The organism is Salsipaludibacter albus (genome assembly GCF_019798055.1).
Classification (GTDB): domain Bacteria; phylum Actinomycetota; class Nitriliruptoria; order Nitriliruptorales; family Nitriliruptoraceae; genus Salsipaludibacter; species Salsipaludibacter albus.
Genome location: NZ_JAHOPH010000003.1, coordinates 91,288 through 109,316, shown reverse-complemented (window position 1 = coordinate 109,316; position 18,029 = coordinate 91,288). Strand labels below are relative to the sequence as shown.

The following is an 18,029-nucleotide window of genomic DNA, read 5'->3' as shown; positions in this document are numbered from 1 at the left end:
TCCCAGTGTGGCGACGGGACGGTCCGGACGGGACCGGGACGGCCCGGACGGGACCTCGATCGGCGGGCGACCGACGCCGCGACCCAGGCGCGACCGACGCGCGACCGGACCGACGGGCATCATGGCGCCATGTCCTCACCTGCCTGGTTCGCCCGTCCCGACGCCCGCCACTGGACCTGCGATCCCCCGCCCGGCGCCGTCCGGGCCTTCCACGAGAGCCTGCCGGACCACGCGGCCACTCCCCTGGTCGACCTGCCCGACCTGGCCGCCGAGCTGGACGTCGGCACCGTCGTGGTCAAGGACGAGTCGTCGCGGTTCGGACTGCCGTCGTTCAAGGTCCTCGGGGCCTCGTGGGCGATCGCGGACGTGGTCGCGACGCGGGCCGGACTGTCCCCCGACGCACTGACCTGGGACCGGGTCCGTGCCGTTGCCCACGACCACCCCGTGCACCTGGTCACGGCGACCGACGGCAACCACGGCCGCGCCGTGGCCCGGCTCGCGTCCGACCTCGACCTCCCCGCCACGATCCTTGCGCCGTCCACCGTCCCGGCCGGGGCGATCAGCGCGATCGAGCGCGAGGGCGCGCGGGTCGAGGTGCTGGACGTCGACTACGACACCACGGTCGGGCGAGCGGCCGACCTCGCCCGCGACCTGCCCGACGGCGCGCTGGTCCAGGACACGGCCTGGGAGGGCTACACCCGCGTGCCGGCCCGGATCGTCGAGGGCTACGCGACCATGCTGGAGGAGGTCGACGACCAGCTCGCCGCGCGTGGGCTGCCCGCCCCGGGACTCCTCGTCGTCCCGGTCGGCGTGGGATCCCTGGCGCAGGCCGTCGTCACCCACGCCCGCAGCCGTGGGCCGGGGACGCGCGCCCCCGCGGTGCTGGCCGTCGAGCCGACGTCGGCGGCGTGTGTCCTGGCCAGCCTGCGGAAGGACGAGCGGACCACGGTGGCGACGCAGGACACCGTCATGGCCGGGCTGAACTGCGGGACGCCGTCTGCCCTGGGCTGGCCGGTGCTGCACGCCGGGCTGGACGCGGCCTGCACGGTCGGCGACGACCAGGCACGCGCGGCGTCGGACGACCTGGGCGATCACGGCGTGTCGTCGGGCCCCAGCGGCGCGGCCACGCTCGCGGGCGCGCGACAGGTCCTGGCCGGGCCGGGTGCGCCGGGGCGACGTGACACGCTGGGCCTGCGGCCCGACGACGTGGTGGTCCTGCTGTCCACGGAGGGCACGGCTGCGACGGCCTCCTGACGGCGATCCACCACGCCACGCGGGCGCGCGGACGGCGACGTGTTCGCACGCACCCGTCCGCCCAGCGCACCACGGTGGTCGCGCCAGGTTGACACCACCACCAACGATCGCGATAGTTGGTCGCGTCGCGCGGCCTGCCGCCCGACGCGCACGAGCGGTCGCGCCCACCGGCACGGCCGTCCCCCCCGCCGTCCGACCGCGGCGACCACCACGAGGAACCACCATGCGCGCACGAAAGATCCTGGCAGCCACCCTTGCCGCCACGGCCTTCCTGGCCGCCGGATGTGGCAGCGACGACGGGGACACCGACGACGCCGCGACGGAGGACACGGCGACCGACGAGGCCAGCGAGATGGGCTCCGAGATGACGTCGATGATGCCGTCCGAGGCCACCACCTGACCCACGTGTGACACCGCGGCGGCCCCGGCACGCTCGACCGTGCCGGGGTCGCCGCACGTCTGCCCGCCGGGCCCGGTCCCGGGTGTCACCGCGACGGTCCAGCGTCGGGTTCGCCGCGTTGTGCGGGGTGGGGTTGCACCCCCGGCACGGCGGGATATCGTTGCCGATTCCTCCGTACGGCAGGATGACGCGAATGCCAGTCGATTCTCCGCTCCCCACCCGCGACGACCGGCAGGTGATCGACGAGCGCCTGGCCGAGGACCACGACCGCATCACGGAGCGCATCGCCGCCCTCGAACGCACGATCGCCGAGCTCGTCGAGTCCGGTCGCGAGACCAACATCGACGACGAGCACGACCCCGACGGCGCGACGATCGGGTTCGAGCGGGCCCAGGCCCAGGCATTGCTGGACAAGGCCCGCACCGACCTCGAGCACGTCGGCGAGGCACGCCAGCGGCTCGCCGACGACCCGACGTTCGGCACCTGCATGGAATGCGGTGAGCCGATCGGCGTCGAGCGGCTCCTGGCCCGTCCGTCGACGACCACCTGCATCGACTGCGCCCGCTAGGACCGCGCGCGGCCGACGGCGATCTCAGAACAGGATGAGCAGGCGCCCGCGCACGCCACCCTCGGCGAGGCGTCGGTGGGCCTCGGCGGCCTCCTCGGGCGCGTGGGTCCCGGCGACCCGCAGCTGGATGTCGCCCGAGTCGGCCAGCGTCCGCAGCTCCTCCAGCGCAGCACGATCGTCGAGGTGGTCGAACACCGAGATCCGGTGGACCTCGACGTCGTCCCCGGGCGTGGCGTCGAACGCACGCACGGCCGCGATCCCGCCGCCGGCGCGGACCGCCGCCAGGGCCTGGTCGTCCTGCAGGGATGCGTTCAACACCCCGTCGGCCCCGCCGTCCGTGGCGGACTGCACCGCCGCACCGACGTCGTCCCCGCGAGCCACGACCTCGTCGGCCCCGAAGGACCGCACCAGGTCGGCGTCCTCGGGCGCGGCGTCCGCCACCACCCGCAGGCCCCGGTTCTTCGCCAACGGGATGGCGAGGCTGCCGAGCTGGCCGGCGGCGCCGAGCACGGCGAACGTCTCGCCCTCGGCCAGGTCCAGCGCGTCCAGGGCGATCTTGGCCGTGATCCCGTTCATCGGCAAGGTCGCGGCCTCCTCGACGCTGGCACCGTCGGGGATCGCGATGACCTGCGCGGCCGGGACCGTCAGCAGGTCGGTGTAGGCCCCGCCGGCCGGACGCGCAGGTGCCACGGCTGCCATGACCTCGTCACCGATGGACAGCCCGTCCACGTCGGCACCGATGGCCACGACCCGGCCCGCGGCGTCCATCCCGGGCACGTACGGCGGGTCCCAGTCGAAGTCGCCGTACTTCCCCGAACGCAGGCCCGTGTCGGTCGGGTTCACCGCCGCGGCGCGCACCGCGACGACCACGTCGCTCGGTGCCGGGTCGACCTGGGCGACCCGGTGCACCTCCAGGGCCTCGGGTCCACCGAACTCGGTCACTCCGACAACTCGTCGCACGGCCATGCCTGCCTCCTGGGTTGTGTCACCAGTGCGAACGGGTCTCGATCGCAGGTGTTCCGGTCGGGAGGACGAACGGTGGGGGTCTGCCTCGGGGCCGGTCACGCGTCGTCTCGCGGTCGGTCAGTGTCCGACGGTCGTCGCAGCGTTCGCGGGGGAGGCGTATCGTGCAGCCATCCCACGGGACCACGATCCGGGACCCACGATGACCGACACCGCCCTCACCCCGCCCGCCTCGGCCCACCTCCCCCGGCCGGCCGACCTCGAGCAGTACCGGCGCGAGCTGACCGGCTACTGCTACCGGATGCTCGGCTCGTCGACCGAGGCCGAGGACGTCGTGCAGGAGGTCCTGCTGCGTGCGTGGCAGGCACTGCCCGACTTCCAGGGGCGGTCGTCGCTGCGCACGTGGCTGTACCGGATCGCCACCAATCGCTGCATCGACCACCTGCGCCAGCGACCGCGGCGGGCGCTGCCGATGGACCTCGGGCCGGCCTCGACCGTGCACGACCGGTTCGGCGACCCCACCCCGGCCCACGGCTGGGTCGAGCCGATGCCGGACGGTCGCGTGGTCCCCGACGACGCCGACCCGGCGACCCGGGCGGTCGTGCGCGAGACCCTGCGCCTGGCCCTGATCGCGGCGCTGCAGGTCCTGCCACCCAAGCAGCGCGCCGTGCTGATCCTGCGCGAGGTCCTGGGCTGGCCGGCCCTCGACGTCGCCGAACTGCTCGACACCTCCGTCCCCGCCGTCAACAGTGCACTGCAGCGGGCCCGGGCGACCCTCGCCGACCGGGAACTCGACGCCGGCGACCTCTACACGCCGTCCGACGACGAGCAGCGTCGCCTGCTCGACCGCTACCTCGACGCCTTCGAGCGCTACGACCTCGACGCGTTCGAGGAGCTGCTCCACGAGGACGCCACCCAGTCGATGCCACCGTGGGACTTCTGGATCCAGGGTCGCGACCAGGTCCGTGCCTGGATGGAGGGACCGGGAGCGGGCTGCCGTGGCTCGAAGCTGCGCCTGGTCGCTGCCAACGGCATGCCGGCGGTCGCCCAGTGGCGCGCCGACCCCGAGGGCGGCCACTCCCCCTGGGCGTTGCACGTCCTGACCATCCGCGACGGCGAGGTCGCCGGCATCGAGTCGTTCCTCGAGACCGACCGGTGGTTCCCCCTGTTCGACCTCCCGGCCGAGCCGGCCTGACGCCTGCCCCCGGCCGGGCACCGCGTGCGGAGTCAGTCCAGCCGGACCGCGTCGTCGTAGAAGCCGGCGACGAGGTCACGGAAGTCCCGCCGACTGGCGTCCCAGCCGTAGAACATGTGCCCGCCCGGGAAGTGCTGGAGGTGGACCCGGGCGGCCGTGTCCGGGTCCAGCCGCATCAGGTCCCGGAGCCGGTCCGACGCGTGGAACGGCGTGACCAGGTCGTAGTACCCATGGGTCACCAGGACCTGGACCGACGGGTCCAGCGCCATCCCGTAGCGCAGGTCGTCGGTGGCGCCGATCGGCCCGTCCAGGCCATGGCGGTTGTCAAGGTCGACCTTCCACGACTCGTTGACGTCGTAGCTCAGCAGCTCGTAGGGCCGGTCGGTCTCGACCCCGATCTCGCCCCGCAGGCGCTGGTTGATCCCGGCGGCGTAGACCCGGCCGATGCCCATCAGGCTGGGGTCGGGACCGCCGAAGCTGTCGCGGTCGGGGAACGGGTCGCGGACCCACTGCGAGGCGTCGTAGAGCGCCAGCCGTCGTCCCTCGTCACGCAGCAGTTCGCGGGCGAACACCTCCATGGAGATGCGACCTTCGGCCCGGCTGACCAAGGCGGCGTCCAGTCCCAGCAGGTCGGCCAGCCGGCCGAGCACCTCGTCACGGTCGTCGGCCGGCATCGACGCGCCGCGCACCAGGGCCGTGAGCAGGGGCCCGGTGGCGAACTCGCGGGCACCGGCCAGCACGTCGTCCAGCGGGGTGTCCCGGTCGAAGGCACGGGACCGGCCGTGGTGGGCGGCCGCGGCGGCCATGGTCGGCAGCAGGTCGACCCAGGGGAGCACGTCGTAGTCGGTGGGGTCGAGCGTGGCGAACTCCATGGCCGGCGAGATCAGGATCGCCCCGCTCAGCCCGACCCCCCAGGTCTCGGGCAGCGACCGCACCAGCTTGGCCGCGCGGAACCCGCCGTAGCTCTCGCCCGCGATCAGCACCGGTGACGACCAGCGCTCGTGGGTCGACAGCCAGCGCGTCACGAACTCGCCGAGCGACTCCAGGTCCCGCTTGACCCCGAAGAAGGCCTTGGGGTCGGGCTTCGGGTCGTCCTTGTCCCGTTGGCCCGACGCCGCAGAGCCGTTCGGTGCATTCGGCTCGCGGGTCGTGCCGTGGTCGACCACGCGGCTGAACCCGGTCCCGACGGGATCCACGAACACCAGGTCGGTGAAGGCGAGCCACGACTCGGTGTTGTCGACCAGTCGGCTGGGTGGTGGCAACAGGGTCCCGTCGGCGGCGAACGCGACCCGTCGGGGACCCAGCGCCCCGAGGTGGAGGTAGGCCGAGGACGCCCCGGGGCCGCCGTTGAAGACGAAGGTCACCGGTCGGTCCGCGCCGGCGTCGTCGGCCGTGCATGCCACCGAGAACAGTTCGGCGACCGGTCGGTCCTCCTCACGCAGGACGATCCACTCCGCCCGGGTCGTGACCGCCACCGGTCCGTCCGGGCCGGGCCAGGTCTCGTGGACCTCGGCGGAGGCCGGCGGCGTCCAGCCGCTCGTGGCCGATCCGGTGTCGTCGGTGGACGTGGGGTCGTCTGGCATGGCGCGCTCCGTGGTCTCGCCCGAGGATGCCACGGTCGGCGGCGACGCGGGCCCGGGAGCCCGTGCGGCCGGGCGCCGACGGTCAGGCGCCGACGGTCTGGGACACCCGGGACAGCCCGGCGAGGTAGGGGTCCAGCACGTCGGGGGCGTGGAACCGGCCGAGGCCTCGACGGATCGTGTCGAGGTAGGCCGGCGCGGGGTCGCCGACCTCGCGCGCCACCGCGCTGGTGCAGGTCACCACCGGCTCGCCCTCGTGCTGGCCGAGGCCCAGCACCGTGCCGTAGTGGCCCTCGAGGTCGTGGCGCCCGTGGGACGCCACCGCCTCCAGCGACACGACCCGTCCCAGCTCGTCGTCGCCACACTCCTGGGCGACGACGTCGGCGAACTGCTCGACGGTGATCCGGCGGGCGACCGCGAACGTGCGCACGTCCGGGTCGGGCATCGGGTCGAGGAACGCGACCGCGCCACGCCAGTACGGCGACCAGCCCCCGAAGTACAACGCATGGGGCAGGTCGAGGACGGTCGTGGCGGTCGGGGCGGTCGTGTCCCGACACCCGACGTGGTCCCGGGTCGAGCCCCGCGGTCGCCCGCCCCGCAGGTAGCAGGCGAAGCGATCGTCGTCACAGTTGGAGCCGTAGGCGGCGTACCAGACGTGCGCCGTCACGCAGTGGTCCCCCGGGTCGCGGTCGAAGTCCCGCGCCCAACGGTAACGATCGTCCTCGGACCGATGTCTCAGGTTTCGACGATGGCCAGGGTGTCGGCGGCGATCGTGGCCTCCTCGGCCGTCGCCACGACCAGCACGGCCGGGGTCACCCCCGGCGGGCTGATCCGCACCGGGCCGTCGCCGGCGTCGGCGTGGCCGTTGGCCTCCGGGTCCAGTCGCAGCCCCAGGTGGCCCAGCGGCTCGACCACCTCGGCACGGGTCGCCGCGTCGTGCTCGCCGATGCCGGCCGTGAACACCAGCGCGTCCAGGCCCCCGAGCTCGGCCAGGTAGGCACCGACGTACTGGCGGATCCGCCGGGTCATCACGTCCAGGGCGAGCCGGGCGTCGCCGTCCCCGTCGGCCGCGGCGGACCGCAGGACCCGCACGTCGTTGGCGCCCCCCAGCCCGACCAGTCCGGACGCTCGGTTGAGGACCCGCTCGACCTCGGCGAGGTCGGTGCCTCCGCGGACGAGGTGGAAGACCACGCCCGGGTCGAGGTCACCCGACCGGGTGCCCATCACCAGCCCGGCCAGCGGGGACAACCCCATCGAGGTGTCGACGGAGCGACCACCGGCGATCGCGCACGCCGATGCGCCGTTGCCCAGGTGGAGGGTGACCAGGCGCAGGTCCTCCAGCGGCTGGTCCAGGAACCGGGCGGCCGCGCCTGCGACGTAGCGGTGCGACGTCCCGTGGAAGCCGAAGCGCCGGACGCCGTGCTCGCGGTACCAGTCCTCGGGCACGGCGTAGCGGTACACGGCGGGGGGCATCGTGGTGTGGAACGCCGTGTCGAACACGGCCACGTGTGGCAGGTCGCCCCAGCGACGGCGGGCGACCCGGATGCCGGCCACGGCCGGGGGGTTGTGCAGCGGGGCGAGTGGCGCGAGCTCGTCGATGCGCGCGACCACCTCGTCGGTCAGCAGGGTCGGTGCGGTGAAGTCCTCGCCGCCGTGCACCACCCGGTGGCCGACCGCCACCAGGTCCTCGTCGGCACCGGTGCGGGCCAGCGCGTCCACGACCAGCCCGAGGGCGGCGTCGTGGTCGGCGACGGGACGCTCCTCGGTCTCGGTCGCGCCACCCGCCGGGGTCACGTGCACGGCGCCGGACGTCTCGCCGACGCCCTCGACCAGTCCGGACACCACCGACGACAGGTCGCCGGCGGCGTCGGAGCGCGTGAACACCTCGTACTTGACCGACGAGCTCCCGGTGTTGAGGACCAGGACCCTCATGGGGTCGCCGGATGCCCGGCCGCGTCCCCGGCCTCGTCCCCCGTGGCGTCCCCCGTCGCGTCGGCCTCCTGGGCCTGGATGGCGGTGATCGCGACGGTGTTGACGATGTCGTCGACCAGGCACCCCCGCGACAGGTCGTTGACCGGCTTGCGCAGGCCCTGCAGCACCGGTCCGATCGCGATCGCGCCGGCCGAGCGCTGCACGGCCTTGTAGGTGTTGTTGCCCGTGTTGAGGTCGGGGAAGACGAACACCGTGGCGTGACCGGCGACCGACGACTCCGGGAGCTTCTTGCGCCCGACGCCCGCGTCGACCGCCGCGTCGTACTGGATCGGTCCCTCGATCGCGAGGTCGGGGGCGGCCTCGCGGGCCAGGCGGGTCGCCTCGGTGACCCGGTCGACGTCCTCGCCCGCACCCGAGGTCCCGGTCGAGTACGACAGCATCGCGACGGCCGGCTCGATGCCGAACATCCGCGCCGTGGCCGCCGACGACACCGCGATGTCGGCGAGCTGCTCGGGGGTCGGGTTCGGGATGATCGCGCAGTCGCCGTAGACCAGCACCCGGTCCGGCAGGCACATCAGGAACACGCTGGACACGCTGGACACGCCCTCGCGCGTGCCCACGAACTCGAAGGCGGGCCGGATGGTGTGGGCGGTGGTGTGGGCGGCACCGCTGACCATCCCGTCGGCGTCGCCGAGGTGGACCATCATCGTCCCGAAGTAGCTGACGTCACCCATCACCTCCTCGGCGCGGTCCAGGACCATGCCCTTGTGGGAACGGGCCTCGACGTAGGCCCGGGCGTAGCGGTGGCGGTCCTCGGACGTCGCCGGGTCCACGATCCGGATGTCGTCGAGCTCGGCCCCGGCCGCGGAGGCGGCCCGGCGGACGTCCTCCGGATCGCCCAGGACGGTCAGGTCGACCACGTTGCGGGCGCGCAGCAGCGAGGCGGCTCGCAGCACGCGACCGTCGGTGCCCTCGGGCAGGACGATGTGGCGGCGGTCCTGCCGGGCCCGCTCGATCAGGTCGAACTCGAACATCATCGGGGTGACCCGGTCCGAGCGCGCCACCTCCAGCCGGTCGAGGAGGGCGTCGACGTCGACGTGCTCCTCGAACAGGCCGAGCGCGGTCGCGATCTTGCGTCCCGAGGACGTGCGGATCACCCCGGACACCCGGGACACCGCCTCGGCCGTGTCGTAGGTGTCGGTGTCGACGGCGTGGATCGGCATCGGGACCCCGCCCAGCCCGGCGAGCAGGTCGAGGATCTCGGGGGCCGGGTCGAGCCCACCGGACAGGATCAGCCCGGCGACGTCGGGCTGGGTGTCGGACAGCCGGCTGGCGAGGACGCCGACCAGCACGTCCGGGCGGTCGCCGGGGGCGATCACCAGGGCGCCGTCCTCCAGCCGGCTCAGCAGGTTCGGCAGCGACATGGCCGCCACCTTGACCGACGTCACGGGCACCTCGGAGTCCAGCGGACCGACGACGACCTCGCGTGCCCCGAGCGCGGCGACGACCTCGCCGTGGGTCGGCATGCCGAGCACGGGGTGCTCCGGCACGGCGGAGGTGACCACGTCCAGCTGGCCCAGGGCCTCGCGCAGCTCGTCGAGGTCGTCGCGCGCGGCCCGGTTCACCACGATCGCGGTGGTCGTCACGCCCTCGTCGGCCAGCATCCGCTGGGTCAGGCGCGCGTGCTCGGCGACCTCCCGAGGCTCCTGGCCCTGGCCGTGCAGCACGGCGACCACCGACGCGCCGAGGTTGCTGGCGAGCCGGGCGTTGAACTCGAACTCCAGGGCGGAGCGGGTGCCGGTCTGGTCGCTGCCCTCGATGACGACGAACCGGCACTCGGCGGCGAGCTGGCGGTAGGCCTCGATGACGCCCTTGACGACCTCGTCCTCGCGGCCCTCGGCCAGCAGCGAGTCGACCTGCTCGTCGGTCCACGCGTACGCGGCGCGGCCGTCCAGCTGGTAGCGCTCCCGCATCAGCGCGACGCGGTGGTCGTCGTCGCCGGTGACGACCGGGCGGAAGTAGCCCAGCCGACCGACCCGCCGGCTGAGGACCTCCATCAGTCCCAGGGCGACGAGCGACTTCCCCGACTGCGGCTCGACGGCCGCCAGGTACAGGGCGCGGGCGGAGGTGGACGACATGGTCCCGAGCCTACAGACGCCGTCCCGGACCCCGGTGGGCATCGCCCCGAACCCGGCGTCGGGTCAGGGGTCCGTGCGGGCCCGGCTGGGCGCGACGCGGGGGGCCTCGTCGGGCTGCTTGGGATAGACCGGCGGCCACGGCGCGTCGGGGATGCCGTCGGCCAGGTCGGCGTGGAAGCGCTCGACCAGTGACGCGATCGACTGGGGCGCGTCGTCGATCCCGGCCCAGGGATCGCCGTCCTCGGCGACCCGGTCCGGCACGGTCGCGAGGGTCAGCACCTCGGGGTCGATCGTGGCCAATTCGTCCCACGAGAAGGGGGTCGAGACCTGCGCGCCGACCCGGGGGCGGGCGCACCAGGCACCGAACACGTTCTTGTGCGGGGCGTTCTGGTTGAAGTCGACGAAGATCCGCTCGCCACGCTCCTCCTTCCACCACTTGTCGGTGGCGAGGTCGGGGCGACGACGCTCCATCTCGCGTGCCACGACGACCGCCGCACGGCGGACGTCGTAGGAGTCCCAGCCGGGCTCGACCCGGACGTAGACGTGCAGCCCCTTGGAGCCGGTGGTCTTGGGCCAGGCGGTGATGCCCTCGTCGGCCAGGAAGTCACGCACCTCGGCCGCGGTCTCGCGCACCATGTCGAAGGTGGTGCCCGGCGACGGGTCAAGGTCGATCCGCAACTCGTCGGCGTCGTGGGGCTCGCTGGCCCGGAACGGCCACACGTGCAGCCCCAGGCAGCCCATGTTGACCGCCCACAGCACGTGGGCGATGTCGGCGATCACCAGGGCCCGGGACTCGGTGCCGTTGACCGTGGACACGGTCGTGGTCGTCAACCAGTCGGGGGCCGAGTCGGGGACCCGCTTCTGGTAGAAGCTCTTGCCACGCACCCCGTTGGGATGACGCTGGAGCAGGACCGGGCGGTCACGGGTGGCGTTCATCAACGGCTCGGCCACGGCGAGGTAGAAGCGGGCCAGGTCGAGCTTGGTCTGGCCGTGGGTGGGGAACATCACCTTGTCCGGGCTGGTGATCGTCACCGTCCGGACACCGGCGTCGAGCTCCACCGGGTCACCGTGCTCGTTCTTGGCCATGCGCTGGACGCTAGCGCCGGCCCCCGACCGACGACAGGGCCCGGCCCCGGGGACCGCGGTGAGGGGCCGGCCGGCCGTTGGGGGCTGCGAGGTCGTCGGCTGCCTAGCATCGCGGGCGACGACAGCGGTGCGGACGACGGCGAGGGCGGTGCCATGCGGACGGCCCCGGGGCGACGGGTCCCCATCGTGACGCGCATGCTCGTGGCCGGGATGGCCGCGGCGCTCCTGGCCGCGTGCGGATCGGTCGGCGGGCAGGTGGCGACCCTGCGGGAGCTGCCGCTGCTGGAACCACCAGCGGGGGCCGAGGAGCTCGGGCGCATCGAGGCCGAGGGCACGACCGTCGGCACCGGCTCGCCGGCCCGGGTCGAGGTGGTGTGGGGCGTGGAGGACATGGACAGCGCCGAGGCCCACGTCGCCGAGCACGGGGTCGCATGGGACTTCCGCGCCACGGTCGTCGGCGAGTGGACAGGAGGCCGGCCGGTCGACGGCCAGCCGGTCTCGGGCTACGTCCGCACCTGGGAGGACCTCGACGCGGTGGACTGGGACTCGGTGGTCATCGACCGCGAGGAGCTGGACCCGTGGGCCGGACCCGTCGTCGTCGTGCGCGTCTCCACCTCCTGACCGCGTCGCGGCGGTCCGGCGGCAGGAATCGGCGCACCCGTGCCCGGCGACGCGACGACAGGCGGAGTGGAGCCCGGACTCAGGCGTGCAGGTCGGCCGGGGTGACGTCGCCGTCCACGACCCCTCGGCACAGGTCGTGGAGTCGCGTGCCGGTGGATCGGGCATGACGCCGGAGCAGCTCGAAGGCCTCGTTGGGCGACATGTCGCTGCGACCGGAGATCATGCCCTTGGCCTGCTCGATGACCACCCGGCTGTCGAGCGCCTCCTGCAGCTGCATCGTCAGTGAGCGGGACTCGGACAGTTCCATGTTGTTGAGGATGTAGCCGGAGGCCATGTCCGCGAGCAGTTGGGCGACGCGCAACTCCTCGTCGGTCCAGGGGCCGGGGGCGGCCCGGTACAGGTCCATCGCCCCGATGCGGTCCCGGCCGACCGGCATCGGCAGCCCGGCCACGGCGCGGATCCCGCGGTCGAGGGCGGCGCGGCCGTAGTCCGGCCACGGGCAGTCCTCTTCGAGGTCACCCACGGCGACCTGCTTGCCGTCGTGGAACGCCTGCTGGCAGGGCCCCTCGCGCTCGGACAGTTGCGCGTCCTCGATCGTGGCGGCGCGCCGGTCGGTGGCCGTCACGAACTGCAGGGCCTCGCCACCGCGTGCCAGGGAGACCCCGGCCCCGTCGATGTCGAGGACCTCGACGACCTGGTCGGTGACCCGGTAGAGCATCTCGCCGATGTCGTAGGCGTGGAGGGTGGCGTCCGCGAAGTCCTCGAAGGCGCCAACGAGCGCGTGCTGGTCGACCATGCGGTCAGGCCTTTCGTCAGGTGGCCCACGTCGGGCCACGCGACGGACCGGGGTCCGGAGTCCGTGCGAACCGATGTCTGGATCGTGCCTGGACGGGGTCGTGGAGCTCCACAGGCGGCATGCATGATAGCCGGAGAGCCCGGAGGAATCGACCGCTCGGCTCATGTCGTCAGTCGTCGCCGGCGTCGTTGGACTCCTGACTGCCCTGCTCGTAGAACCACTTGGTCAGCAGGACCAGCAGCAACGCGCCGTACGTGTCGGCCAGTACCGACACGAACCACTCGGCCGAGAAGTGCAGCCAGTAGGCGGGCCACAGGGCGGTCGATCCCCCGTGGACCTGCTGGTCGGCCACCCAGTCCGGCACCTCCGAGAGGTGGAAGGCGAGTGTCTGGACGACCAGGATGGCGACCAGCACGAGGCTGAGCGAGTGACGGACCCACCAGCTCTGGTGGCTGGCCCACCGGTGGCTGCCGCTCGGGAAGAAAGCCATGATGTCTCCGTCGGCCGAATCGACCCACCGTAGGCCTGCATGCCACGAGTCCGCCTCGTCCCTCCGACCCCTGTCCCCCGGACCGACGCGGCGGGGCCCCCACCGTCCGCCCGACCGTTCGGACGACGCGTCCACGCGCCGTTCGATACCACTGGACGTGCCCCCTGACGAGTCGGGAAAGGACGAGAACATGGACACCAGCCAGGTGTCGCAGGGACACCGAGACCGCCAGGACCGCAGCGGCGAGGTCCGCCAGTACCTCCGCTTCGGCGCGATGATCCTGACGTCGACGGTGGTGATGTTCGCGCTGACCTACACCAACGTGTTCCAGCTGGACCACGTGCGGTGGAGCCAGGAGCGCGTCTACATGGCCGTGCTGATGGGTGCCGCGATGGCGTTGGTGATGCTGGGCTTCATGTGGTCGATGATGTATCGCAACGTGCGGCTCAACCTGCTGGTCATCGGGTTGGCGATCGTGCTCGGTGCAGGGGCGCTGTGGATGTCGCGCGCCCAGGTGCTGGTGGACGACGATGCCTACATGGGAGGGATGATCCCGCACCACTCGATCGCGATCCTGACCAGCGAGCGTGCGAACATCGACGACGTCCGGGTCCGTGAGCTGGCCGACGAGATCATCCGGGCCCAGCGCAGGGAGATCAAGGAGATGTCGTGGCTGATCGACGACATCGAGGACAACGGCGTGGCTGCGACCCAGGAGGAGGCGGACCAGCGCCCGGTCCCCGACTTCGAGGGCGAGCTCGACCCGCAGGGGTGAGCGAGTCGACGAAGACTTGGCGCCGTGGCCTCGGGGCCGTCTGCCCCCAGTGGGTGCGACGAACCGTCTGATGTGCCCGGGTGGCTCGGCATCCACGGCGGTCACGCAACGCGTGGCCAAGGGCCGGGGCCTTCGGACAGTGCCGAACACGGTCGAGGCCGTTCCGCAAGGGGCTAATGTCCCTCGAACCGCTTTCCCTCGGGACCGTGGTGGAGCACGTCGGGCGAGCCCGACACCCGGGGGGGTGCGGCTGCCGCGTGCTCGGGTGGACCTACCCGAGGACCACGATGTCGCCCGCGAAACCCCCCACCCCACCCCCCGACCACGACGGCAGGCGGTCCACGGTCCGCCGACGCCTCCTCCCCCTGCTGCTGGCCATCCTGGTGGTCGTCGCCGGCCTGGCGCTGGCCCCGCCCGACAAGGGCAAGGGCGGCAAGGACCACTGCGCCACCCGGCCCGACCATCCCAAGTGCGACCAGCCGCAGGATCCGGACCCGACCCCGGATCCGGATCCCGATCCGAGCCCGACGGCGGAGCCGACCGAGCCGGATCCCACCGATCCCCCGGTCGACCCGGACCCCACGGACCCGCCGGTCGACCCGGACCCGACCGATCCTCCCGTCGACCCGGACCCGACCGAGCCCCCCGTCGACCCGGACCCGACCGACCCGCCCCCGAACCTCGAGGGATGCCCCACGGATCGTCGCGTCGTGACCATCTCCGGTGCCCAGACCGACCGTTGGCACGACCGCGACATCGAGGTCCCCACCAGCGTCGACGCGAGGACGGCCAGCTGGATCGAGGTCGGCGACGACCCCATCCGCATCGGCACGGCCGCCGACATGTGCTGGCAGGGCGGGACCGTGGACGGTCGCTACCCGGACTCGGACACGTGGGACCAGATGCACGACCGGGCAGGGTTCTCGATCTACGCACCGGACTTCACCCTGCTGGACCTGCGCATGCACAACCAGGGTGACGCCATCAACCTCAAGGACGAGGCGTCGAACTTCGTCCTGCGCCGACTCCACCTCAGCTTCATCCGCGACGACTGCATCGAGAACGACGCGCTGCACACCGGGGTCCTCGAGGACTCGTTCCTGGACGGGTGCTACACGGCCCTGAGCGCGCGTCGGTCGTCGGCCGACCCGGAGTCGGACGGGCGTGGCAACGAGTGGACGATCCGCCGCTCGCTGATCCGGCTGCAGCCCATGCCGACCGTCTACAAGGGCGACGCCCCCGGCCACGGCAAGTTCTTCAAGTGGGACAAGATCGGGCTGGCCCCGAACCTGTCGGTGTACGACAACGTGTTCCGGGTCGACCAGGCACCCACCGATGGTGAACTGCTGGTGCCCGAGGAGTACCTCGAGACCTGCTCGAACAACGTGGTCGTGTGGCTCGGTGAGGGGGACTTCCCCGGCGAGCTGCCCGAGGAGTGCTTCACCATCACCCGGGACCGCGCGGTCTGGGACGACGCGGTGGCCGAGTGGACCGCCGCGTACGGCACCGACTGAGCCACTGCACCGCCGCGGGACCCCCGAGCCCGACCCCCTCGACGGGGTCGGGCCGGGCGGTCGCGAAGGGCTGACGAGGGGACGCTCGCTGCCTCAGGATCCTCCCTGTCCGCCCTGGGCGGCGAGCATGGCGGATCCGACCGACTGGAATCGCGTGATCGCGTCCCAGGCGCCGAAGCCGACGCCCTGTGACAGCTGGTCGAGGGTGACCATGTTGTGGGTCAGCAGGACCATGACGGAGCGGTCGTCGGGATCCGCCTGCCACCAACTTCCGTAGGCGCCGGGCCACCCGACGGCGCCGACCCCGCCCCCGCACACGGTGGGATCCGCGCGCTCGGGGTCGGTGACGACCGCGACGCCCAGTCCGTAGCCGTGACCCGTCGAGAAGAGGTGCCTGCCCAGCATCTCGGCCATGGCGCGCTGGTGCTCGGTGAGGTGGTTGGAGGTCATCAGCGCCAGCGTGTCCGGTCGCAGGAGCCGGACGCCGTCCACCGCGCCGTCCCCGACGAACATGCGGGCGAAGGTCAGGAAGTCGTCGGCGGTGGACCACAGGCCCTGCCCGCCGGAGACCCAGGTCAGCCCGGGTGGACGGCGGGCAAGCGCGTGACCGTTGGGGACCTCGTCCAGCACGACCGGGTGGCCATCGTCGTCGAAGCCGTGGTCGGCTGCACGTCGCGTCTCCTGCTCCGCGGTGAGGGTGAAGCCGGTGTCGGTCATCCCGAGTGCATCCAGCAGCCGTCGGTCGAACACGTCCGCGAGCGGCGCGTCCTCCATCCGCGCGACCAGGAACCCAAGCAGGTCGGTGGAGTGCCCGTAGTGGAAGTTGCTGCCCGGCTGGTCGACCAGCGGCAGGCCGCCCAGCCGCTCGACCCACTCGTCTGGCGTGAGCTCGTTGTCGATGTGCCTGCCCAGTGCGGCCGCGTAGTCCTCGGCGAACGTCCCGTGCTGGAACTCGGCGTAGGTGATCCCGGAACGATGGGTCAGCAGGTCACCGAACGTGATGTCCCGCCGCGCCGCGACAGCATCCGCGGGTGAACCCGTGCCGCCCTGGAGCACGCGCAGGTTCGTCATCTCTGGCGCCCACTGGGTGATGGGGTCGTCCAGTGCGAAGCGGCCCTCCTCGTGCAGCATCAGTGCCACGGTCGAGGTGATCGGCTTGGTCATCGACGCGATGCGGAACAGCGTGTCCCGGCGCATGGCCTCTCCACCGACCGCGTCCTGCCAGCCGACGGTCGACGCGTCCACGACGCGGCCGTCCTGCCAGAGGATCGTGACGGCACCCGTCAGCTCGCCCTCGGCGACGACGGAACCCAGCTCGTCCGCGATCACGCTGTCCATGCCACCCGATCCATTCTCGATGCGCGCACTCTCGTGATCGCCAGCCGAAACGTAGATGAGCAGCCGGTCTCGGAAGTTCGCGGTCTACATGTTCGTCTCGTCGTTCACGTTGCTCACCATCCTCCTGGGCCAGCGCTATTTCGTCCAGGGCGTGGCATCCTCGGGCGTCAAGGGCTGACGAATGGAACCGACGATGCATCGAGCGGCTGGGGTCACGACGTGACGTTCCGGCTCGACGACCACTGGATCTGGGACTTCTGGCTCGCCGACGACGGCGACACCTACCACCTGTTCCACCTGCGGGCGCCGCGTTCGCTGGGCGATCCGGACCTGCGCCACTTCAACGCCGCCATCGCCCACGCCACGTCGCACGACCTCCACACCTGGACACCCCACGGCGATGTGCTCGTCCCGGCCGCGCCCGGTAACTGGGACGACCTCGCGCTGTGGACCGGGTCGGTGGTCGCCGATCCCCGGGGCGGCTGGGCCATGCTCTACACGGCCTGCAGCCGTGCCGAGGACGGGTTGGTCCAACGGATCGGGCTCGCGACCTCGCCGGACCTCGCCACCTGGACCAGGCATCCGGACAACCCCGTCATCGAGGCGGACTCGCGCTGGTACGAACTGTCCGACGACACGCGGTGGCACGACCTCGCGTGGCGCGATCCCTGGGTCATGGTCGACCCGGACGATGACGGCTTCCATGCACTGATCACCGCCCGGGTGCCCGATGGCCCCACGACCGGAGCCGGCGTGATCGGGCGTGCCCACTCCCGCGACCTCGTCCGGTGGGAGGTGGGCGCTCCCCTGACGGCCGCCTCCGGCCTTGGCCACCTCGAGGTCCCCCAGGTCGTGGACCTCGCGCCGGAGTCCAAGGGTCGGCACGCGCTCGTGTTCAGCTACGACCCGGACGTCCTTCGCCCCGATCGGCGCAGCCCGGACGTCACCAGCGGCAGCTTCGTCGTCCCGATGGGCGGACCGCTGGGCCCGGTCGACCTCACCGACATGCGGCCACTGGGCCTTCCGGGGACGTACAGCAACAAGGTCGTGCGGGACCGCGACGGCGTGCTGCAGGTGCTTGGCTTCGTCAACCGACCAGGACCGGATCACCTCACGCTCACCGACCCCACCCCGCTGGCCTCCTACCTTGCCTGACGGAGGGACGTCGTCGACAGGGGCCCACGACGCCTTCAGAACGGATCCCGCCTCTGCGGGGCAACGGGTCACCATGGCGGACGTGGCACGGGTCGCGGGTGTCTCCAAGACCACTGTCTCCCTGATGCTCGACAACAGGGAGACGAGGCTCGCCGAGGACACCCAGCGGCGCGTCCGCTCGGTCGCCAAGCAGGAGCGCGGGTAGATGCTGCTGGTGGCCAACA

General features: G+C 72.4%; 19 protein-coding genes. 10 read left to right on the top strand and 9 right to left on the bottom strand.

The genetic code is table 11. From position 1 onward, the window contains the following. Positions 1 to 129: 129 nt before the first annotated feature. The 3 genes from KR546_RS03270 to KR546_RS03260 all read left to right on the top strand — a co-directional run bounded on the left by KR546_RS03270 (position 130) and on the right by KR546_RS03260 (position 2,222). The gene (locus KR546_RS03270; protein ID WP_238443270.1) at positions 130 to 1,254 is read left to right on the top strand and encodes a diaminopropionate ammonia-lyase; all 1,125 of its coding nucleotides are present in this window, start codon (positions 130 to 132) and stop codon (positions 1,252 to 1,254) included. A gap of 223 nt (positions 1,255 to 1,477) precedes the next feature. Next, on the top strand, positions 1,478 to 1,654 hold the full coding sequence (locus KR546_RS03265) for a hypothetical protein (RefSeq protein ID WP_238443269.1): 177 nt from the start codon (positions 1,478 to 1,480) through the stop codon (positions 1,652 to 1,654). Positions 1,655 to 1,847: 193 nt separating this feature from the next. Then, positions 1,848 to 2,222, top strand: coding sequence for a TraR/DksA family transcriptional regulator (locus KR546_RS03260; RefSeq protein WP_238443268.1), 375 nt, complete (start codon positions 1,848 to 1,850; stop codon positions 2,220 to 2,222). 24 nt (positions 2,223 to 2,246) lie between these two features. Here KR546_RS03260 and KR546_RS03255 read toward each other — a convergent pair whose 3' ends face one another. Beyond that, positions 2,247 to 3,188, bottom strand: coding sequence for a quinone oxidoreductase family protein (locus KR546_RS03255; protein WP_238443267.1), 942 nt, complete (start codon positions 3,186 to 3,188; stop codon positions 2,247 to 2,249). A 199-nt stretch (positions 3,189 to 3,387) separates the two neighbouring features. Between KR546_RS03255 and KR546_RS03250 the strand changes: the two genes are divergently transcribed. Next, complete coding sequence (locus KR546_RS03250) at positions 3,388 to 4,380, top strand: sigma-70 family RNA polymerase sigma factor (protein WP_238443266.1); 993 nt, start codon at positions 3,388 to 3,390, stop codon at positions 4,378 to 4,380. A gap of 32 nt (positions 4,381 to 4,412) precedes the next feature. On the opposite strand, the gene KR546_RS03245 is transcribed toward KR546_RS03250, so the two are convergent. From KR546_RS03245 to ligD, 5 genes are all read right to left on the bottom strand, one after another. After that, positions 4,413 to 5,963: a S10 family peptidase gene (locus tag KR546_RS03245; RefSeq protein WP_238443265.1), complete on the bottom strand. Its 1,551-nt coding sequence runs from the start codon at positions 5,961 to 5,963 to the stop codon at positions 4,413 to 4,415. A gap of 82 nt (positions 5,964 to 6,045) precedes the next feature. Then, positions 6,046 to 6,627 (bottom strand): histone deacetylase, encoded by a 582-nt coding sequence (locus tag KR546_RS03240; protein ID WP_238443264.1) that lies wholly within the window; start codon positions 6,625 to 6,627, stop codon positions 6,046 to 6,048. A 68-nt stretch (positions 6,628 to 6,695) separates the two neighbouring features. After that, positions 6,696 to 7,892: an acetate/propionate family kinase gene (locus KR546_RS03235; protein ID WP_238443263.1), complete on the bottom strand. Its 1,197-nt coding sequence runs from the start codon at positions 7,890 to 7,892 to the stop codon at positions 6,696 to 6,698. After that, positions 7,889 to 10,030: a phosphate acetyltransferase gene (gene pta / locus KR546_RS03230; RefSeq protein ID WP_238443262.1), complete on the bottom strand. Its 2,142-nt coding sequence runs from the start codon at positions 10,028 to 10,030 to the stop codon at positions 7,889 to 7,891. Before pta ends, KR546_RS03235 begins: the two co-directional genes overlap by 4 nt. 63 nt (positions 10,031 to 10,093) lie before the next feature. Further along, the gene (ligD, locus tag KR546_RS03225) at positions 10,094 to 11,116 is read right to left on the bottom strand and encodes a non-homologous end-joining DNA ligase (RefSeq protein WP_238443261.1); all 1,023 of its coding nucleotides are present in this window, start codon (positions 11,114 to 11,116) and stop codon (positions 10,094 to 10,096) included. 186 nt (positions 11,117 to 11,302) lie between these two features. Between ligD and KR546_RS03220 the strand changes: the two genes are divergently transcribed. Next, positions 11,303 to 11,737: a hypothetical protein gene (locus KR546_RS03220; RefSeq protein WP_238443260.1), complete on the top strand. Its 435-nt coding sequence runs from the start codon at positions 11,303 to 11,305 to the stop codon at positions 11,735 to 11,737. 79 nt (positions 11,738 to 11,816) lie between these two features. On the opposite strand, the gene KR546_RS03215 is transcribed toward KR546_RS03220, so the two are convergent. Next, entirely contained in the window at positions 11,817 to 12,533 is a 717-nt protein-coding gene (locus KR546_RS03215) for a GAF and ANTAR domain-containing protein (protein WP_238443259.1), read from the bottom strand. Positions 12,534 to 12,702: 169 nt separating this feature from the next. Beyond that, positions 12,703 to 13,023: a hypothetical protein gene (locus KR546_RS03210; protein ID WP_238443258.1), complete on the bottom strand. Its 321-nt coding sequence runs from the start codon at positions 13,021 to 13,023 to the stop codon at positions 12,703 to 12,705. 190 nt (positions 13,024 to 13,213) lie between these two features. On the opposite strand from KR546_RS03210, the gene KR546_RS03205 reads away from it, so the two are divergent. Together KR546_RS03205 and KR546_RS03200 are read left to right on the top strand one after the other, a co-directional pair. Next, the gene (locus KR546_RS03205) at positions 13,214 to 13,798 is read left to right on the top strand and encodes a DUF305 domain-containing protein (protein WP_274387520.1); all 585 of its coding nucleotides are present in this window, start codon (positions 13,214 to 13,216) and stop codon (positions 13,796 to 13,798) included. A 287-nt stretch (positions 13,799 to 14,085) separates the two neighbouring features. Next, complete coding sequence (locus KR546_RS03200; RefSeq protein WP_238443257.1) at positions 14,086 to 15,312, top strand: hypothetical protein; 1,227 nt, start codon at positions 14,086 to 14,088, stop codon at positions 15,310 to 15,312. A gap of 93 nt (positions 15,313 to 15,405) precedes the next feature. On the opposite strand, the gene KR546_RS03195 is transcribed toward KR546_RS03200, so the two are convergent. Beyond that, on the bottom strand, positions 15,406 to 16,650 hold the full coding sequence (locus tag KR546_RS03195) for a serine hydrolase domain-containing protein (RefSeq protein WP_238443256.1): 1,245 nt from the start codon (positions 16,648 to 16,650) through the stop codon (positions 15,406 to 15,408). 55 nt (positions 16,651 to 16,705) lie between these two features. On the opposite strand from KR546_RS03195, the gene KR546_RS18965 reads away from it, so the two are divergent. From KR546_RS18965 to KR546_RS19895, 3 genes are all read left to right on the top strand, one after another. After that, positions 16,706 to 16,828 carry a hypothetical protein gene (locus KR546_RS18965; RefSeq protein WP_274387519.1) on the top strand — a complete coding sequence of 41 codons (123 nt, stop codon included), beginning with the start codon at positions 16,706 to 16,708 and terminating at the stop codon, positions 16,826 to 16,828. A 41-nt stretch (positions 16,829 to 16,869) separates the two neighbouring features. Further along, entirely contained in the window at positions 16,870 to 17,805 is a 936-nt protein-coding gene (locus tag KR546_RS03190) for a glycoside hydrolase family protein (RefSeq protein ID WP_238443255.1), read from the top strand. Between the two features lie 73 nt (positions 17,806 to 17,878). Further along, the gene (locus tag KR546_RS19895; protein ID WP_420804234.1) at positions 17,879 to 18,010 is read left to right on the top strand and encodes a LacI family DNA-binding transcriptional regulator; all 132 of its coding nucleotides are present in this window, start codon (positions 17,879 to 17,881) and stop codon (positions 18,008 to 18,010) included. The last annotated feature ends 19 nt before the right edge of the window (positions 18,011 to 18,029 follow it).

Coding starts and splice junctions, on each gene's coding strand:
- KR546_RS18965 (WP_274387519.1), top strand. CDS start 16,706: ATGAGCAGCCGGTCTCGGAAGTTCGCGGTCTACATGTTCGTCTCGTCG.
- KR546_RS03215 (WP_238443259.1), bottom strand. CDS start 12,533: ATGGTCGACCAGCACGCGCTCGTTGGCGCCTTCGAGGACTTCGCGGAC.
- KR546_RS03250 (WP_238443266.1), top strand. CDS start 3,388: ATGACCGACACCGCCCTCACCCCGCCCGCCTCGGCCCACCTCCCCCGG.
- KR546_RS03235 (WP_238443263.1), bottom strand. CDS start 7,892: ATGAGGGTCCTGGTCCTCAACACCGGGAGCTCGTCGGTCAAGTACGAG.
- KR546_RS03195 (WP_238443256.1), bottom strand. CDS start 16,650: ATGGACAGCGTGATCGCGGACGAGCTGGGTTCCGTCGTCGCCGAGGGC.
- KR546_RS03260 (WP_238443268.1), top strand. CDS start 1,848: ATGCCAGTCGATTCTCCGCTCCCCACCCGCGACGACCGGCAGGTGATC.
- KR546_RS03265 (WP_238443269.1), top strand. CDS start 1,478: ATGCGCGCACGAAAGATCCTGGCAGCCACCCTTGCCGCCACGGCCTTC.
- KR546_RS03200 (WP_238443257.1), top strand. CDS start 14,086: ATGTCGCCCGCGAAACCCCCCACCCCACCCCCCGACCACGACGGCAGG.
- KR546_RS03270 (WP_238443270.1), top strand. CDS start 130: ATGTCCTCACCTGCCTGGTTCGCCCGTCCCGACGCCCGCCACTGGACC.
- ligD (WP_238443261.1), bottom strand. CDS start 11,116: ATGGCCAAGAACGAGCACGGTGACCCGGTGGAGCTCGACGCCGGTGTC.
- KR546_RS03245 (WP_238443265.1), bottom strand. CDS start 5,963: ATGCCAGACGACCCCACGTCCACCGACGACACCGGATCGGCCACGAGC.
- KR546_RS19895 (WP_420804234.1), top strand. CDS start 17,879: ATGGCGGACGTGGCACGGGTCGCGGGTGTCTCCAAGACCACTGTCTCC.
- KR546_RS03210 (WP_238443258.1), bottom strand. CDS start 13,023: ATGGCTTTCTTCCCGAGCGGCAGCCACCGGTGGGCCAGCCACCAGAGC.
- KR546_RS03255 (WP_238443267.1), bottom strand. CDS start 3,188: ATGGCCGTGCGACGAGTTGTCGGAGTGACCGAGTTCGGTGGACCCGAG.
- KR546_RS03205 (WP_274387520.1), top strand. CDS start 13,214: ATGGACACCAGCCAGGTGTCGCAGGGACACCGAGACCGCCAGGACCGC.
- pta (WP_238443262.1), bottom strand. CDS start 10,030: ATGTCGTCCACCTCCGCCCGCGCCCTGTACCTGGCGGCCGTCGAGCCG.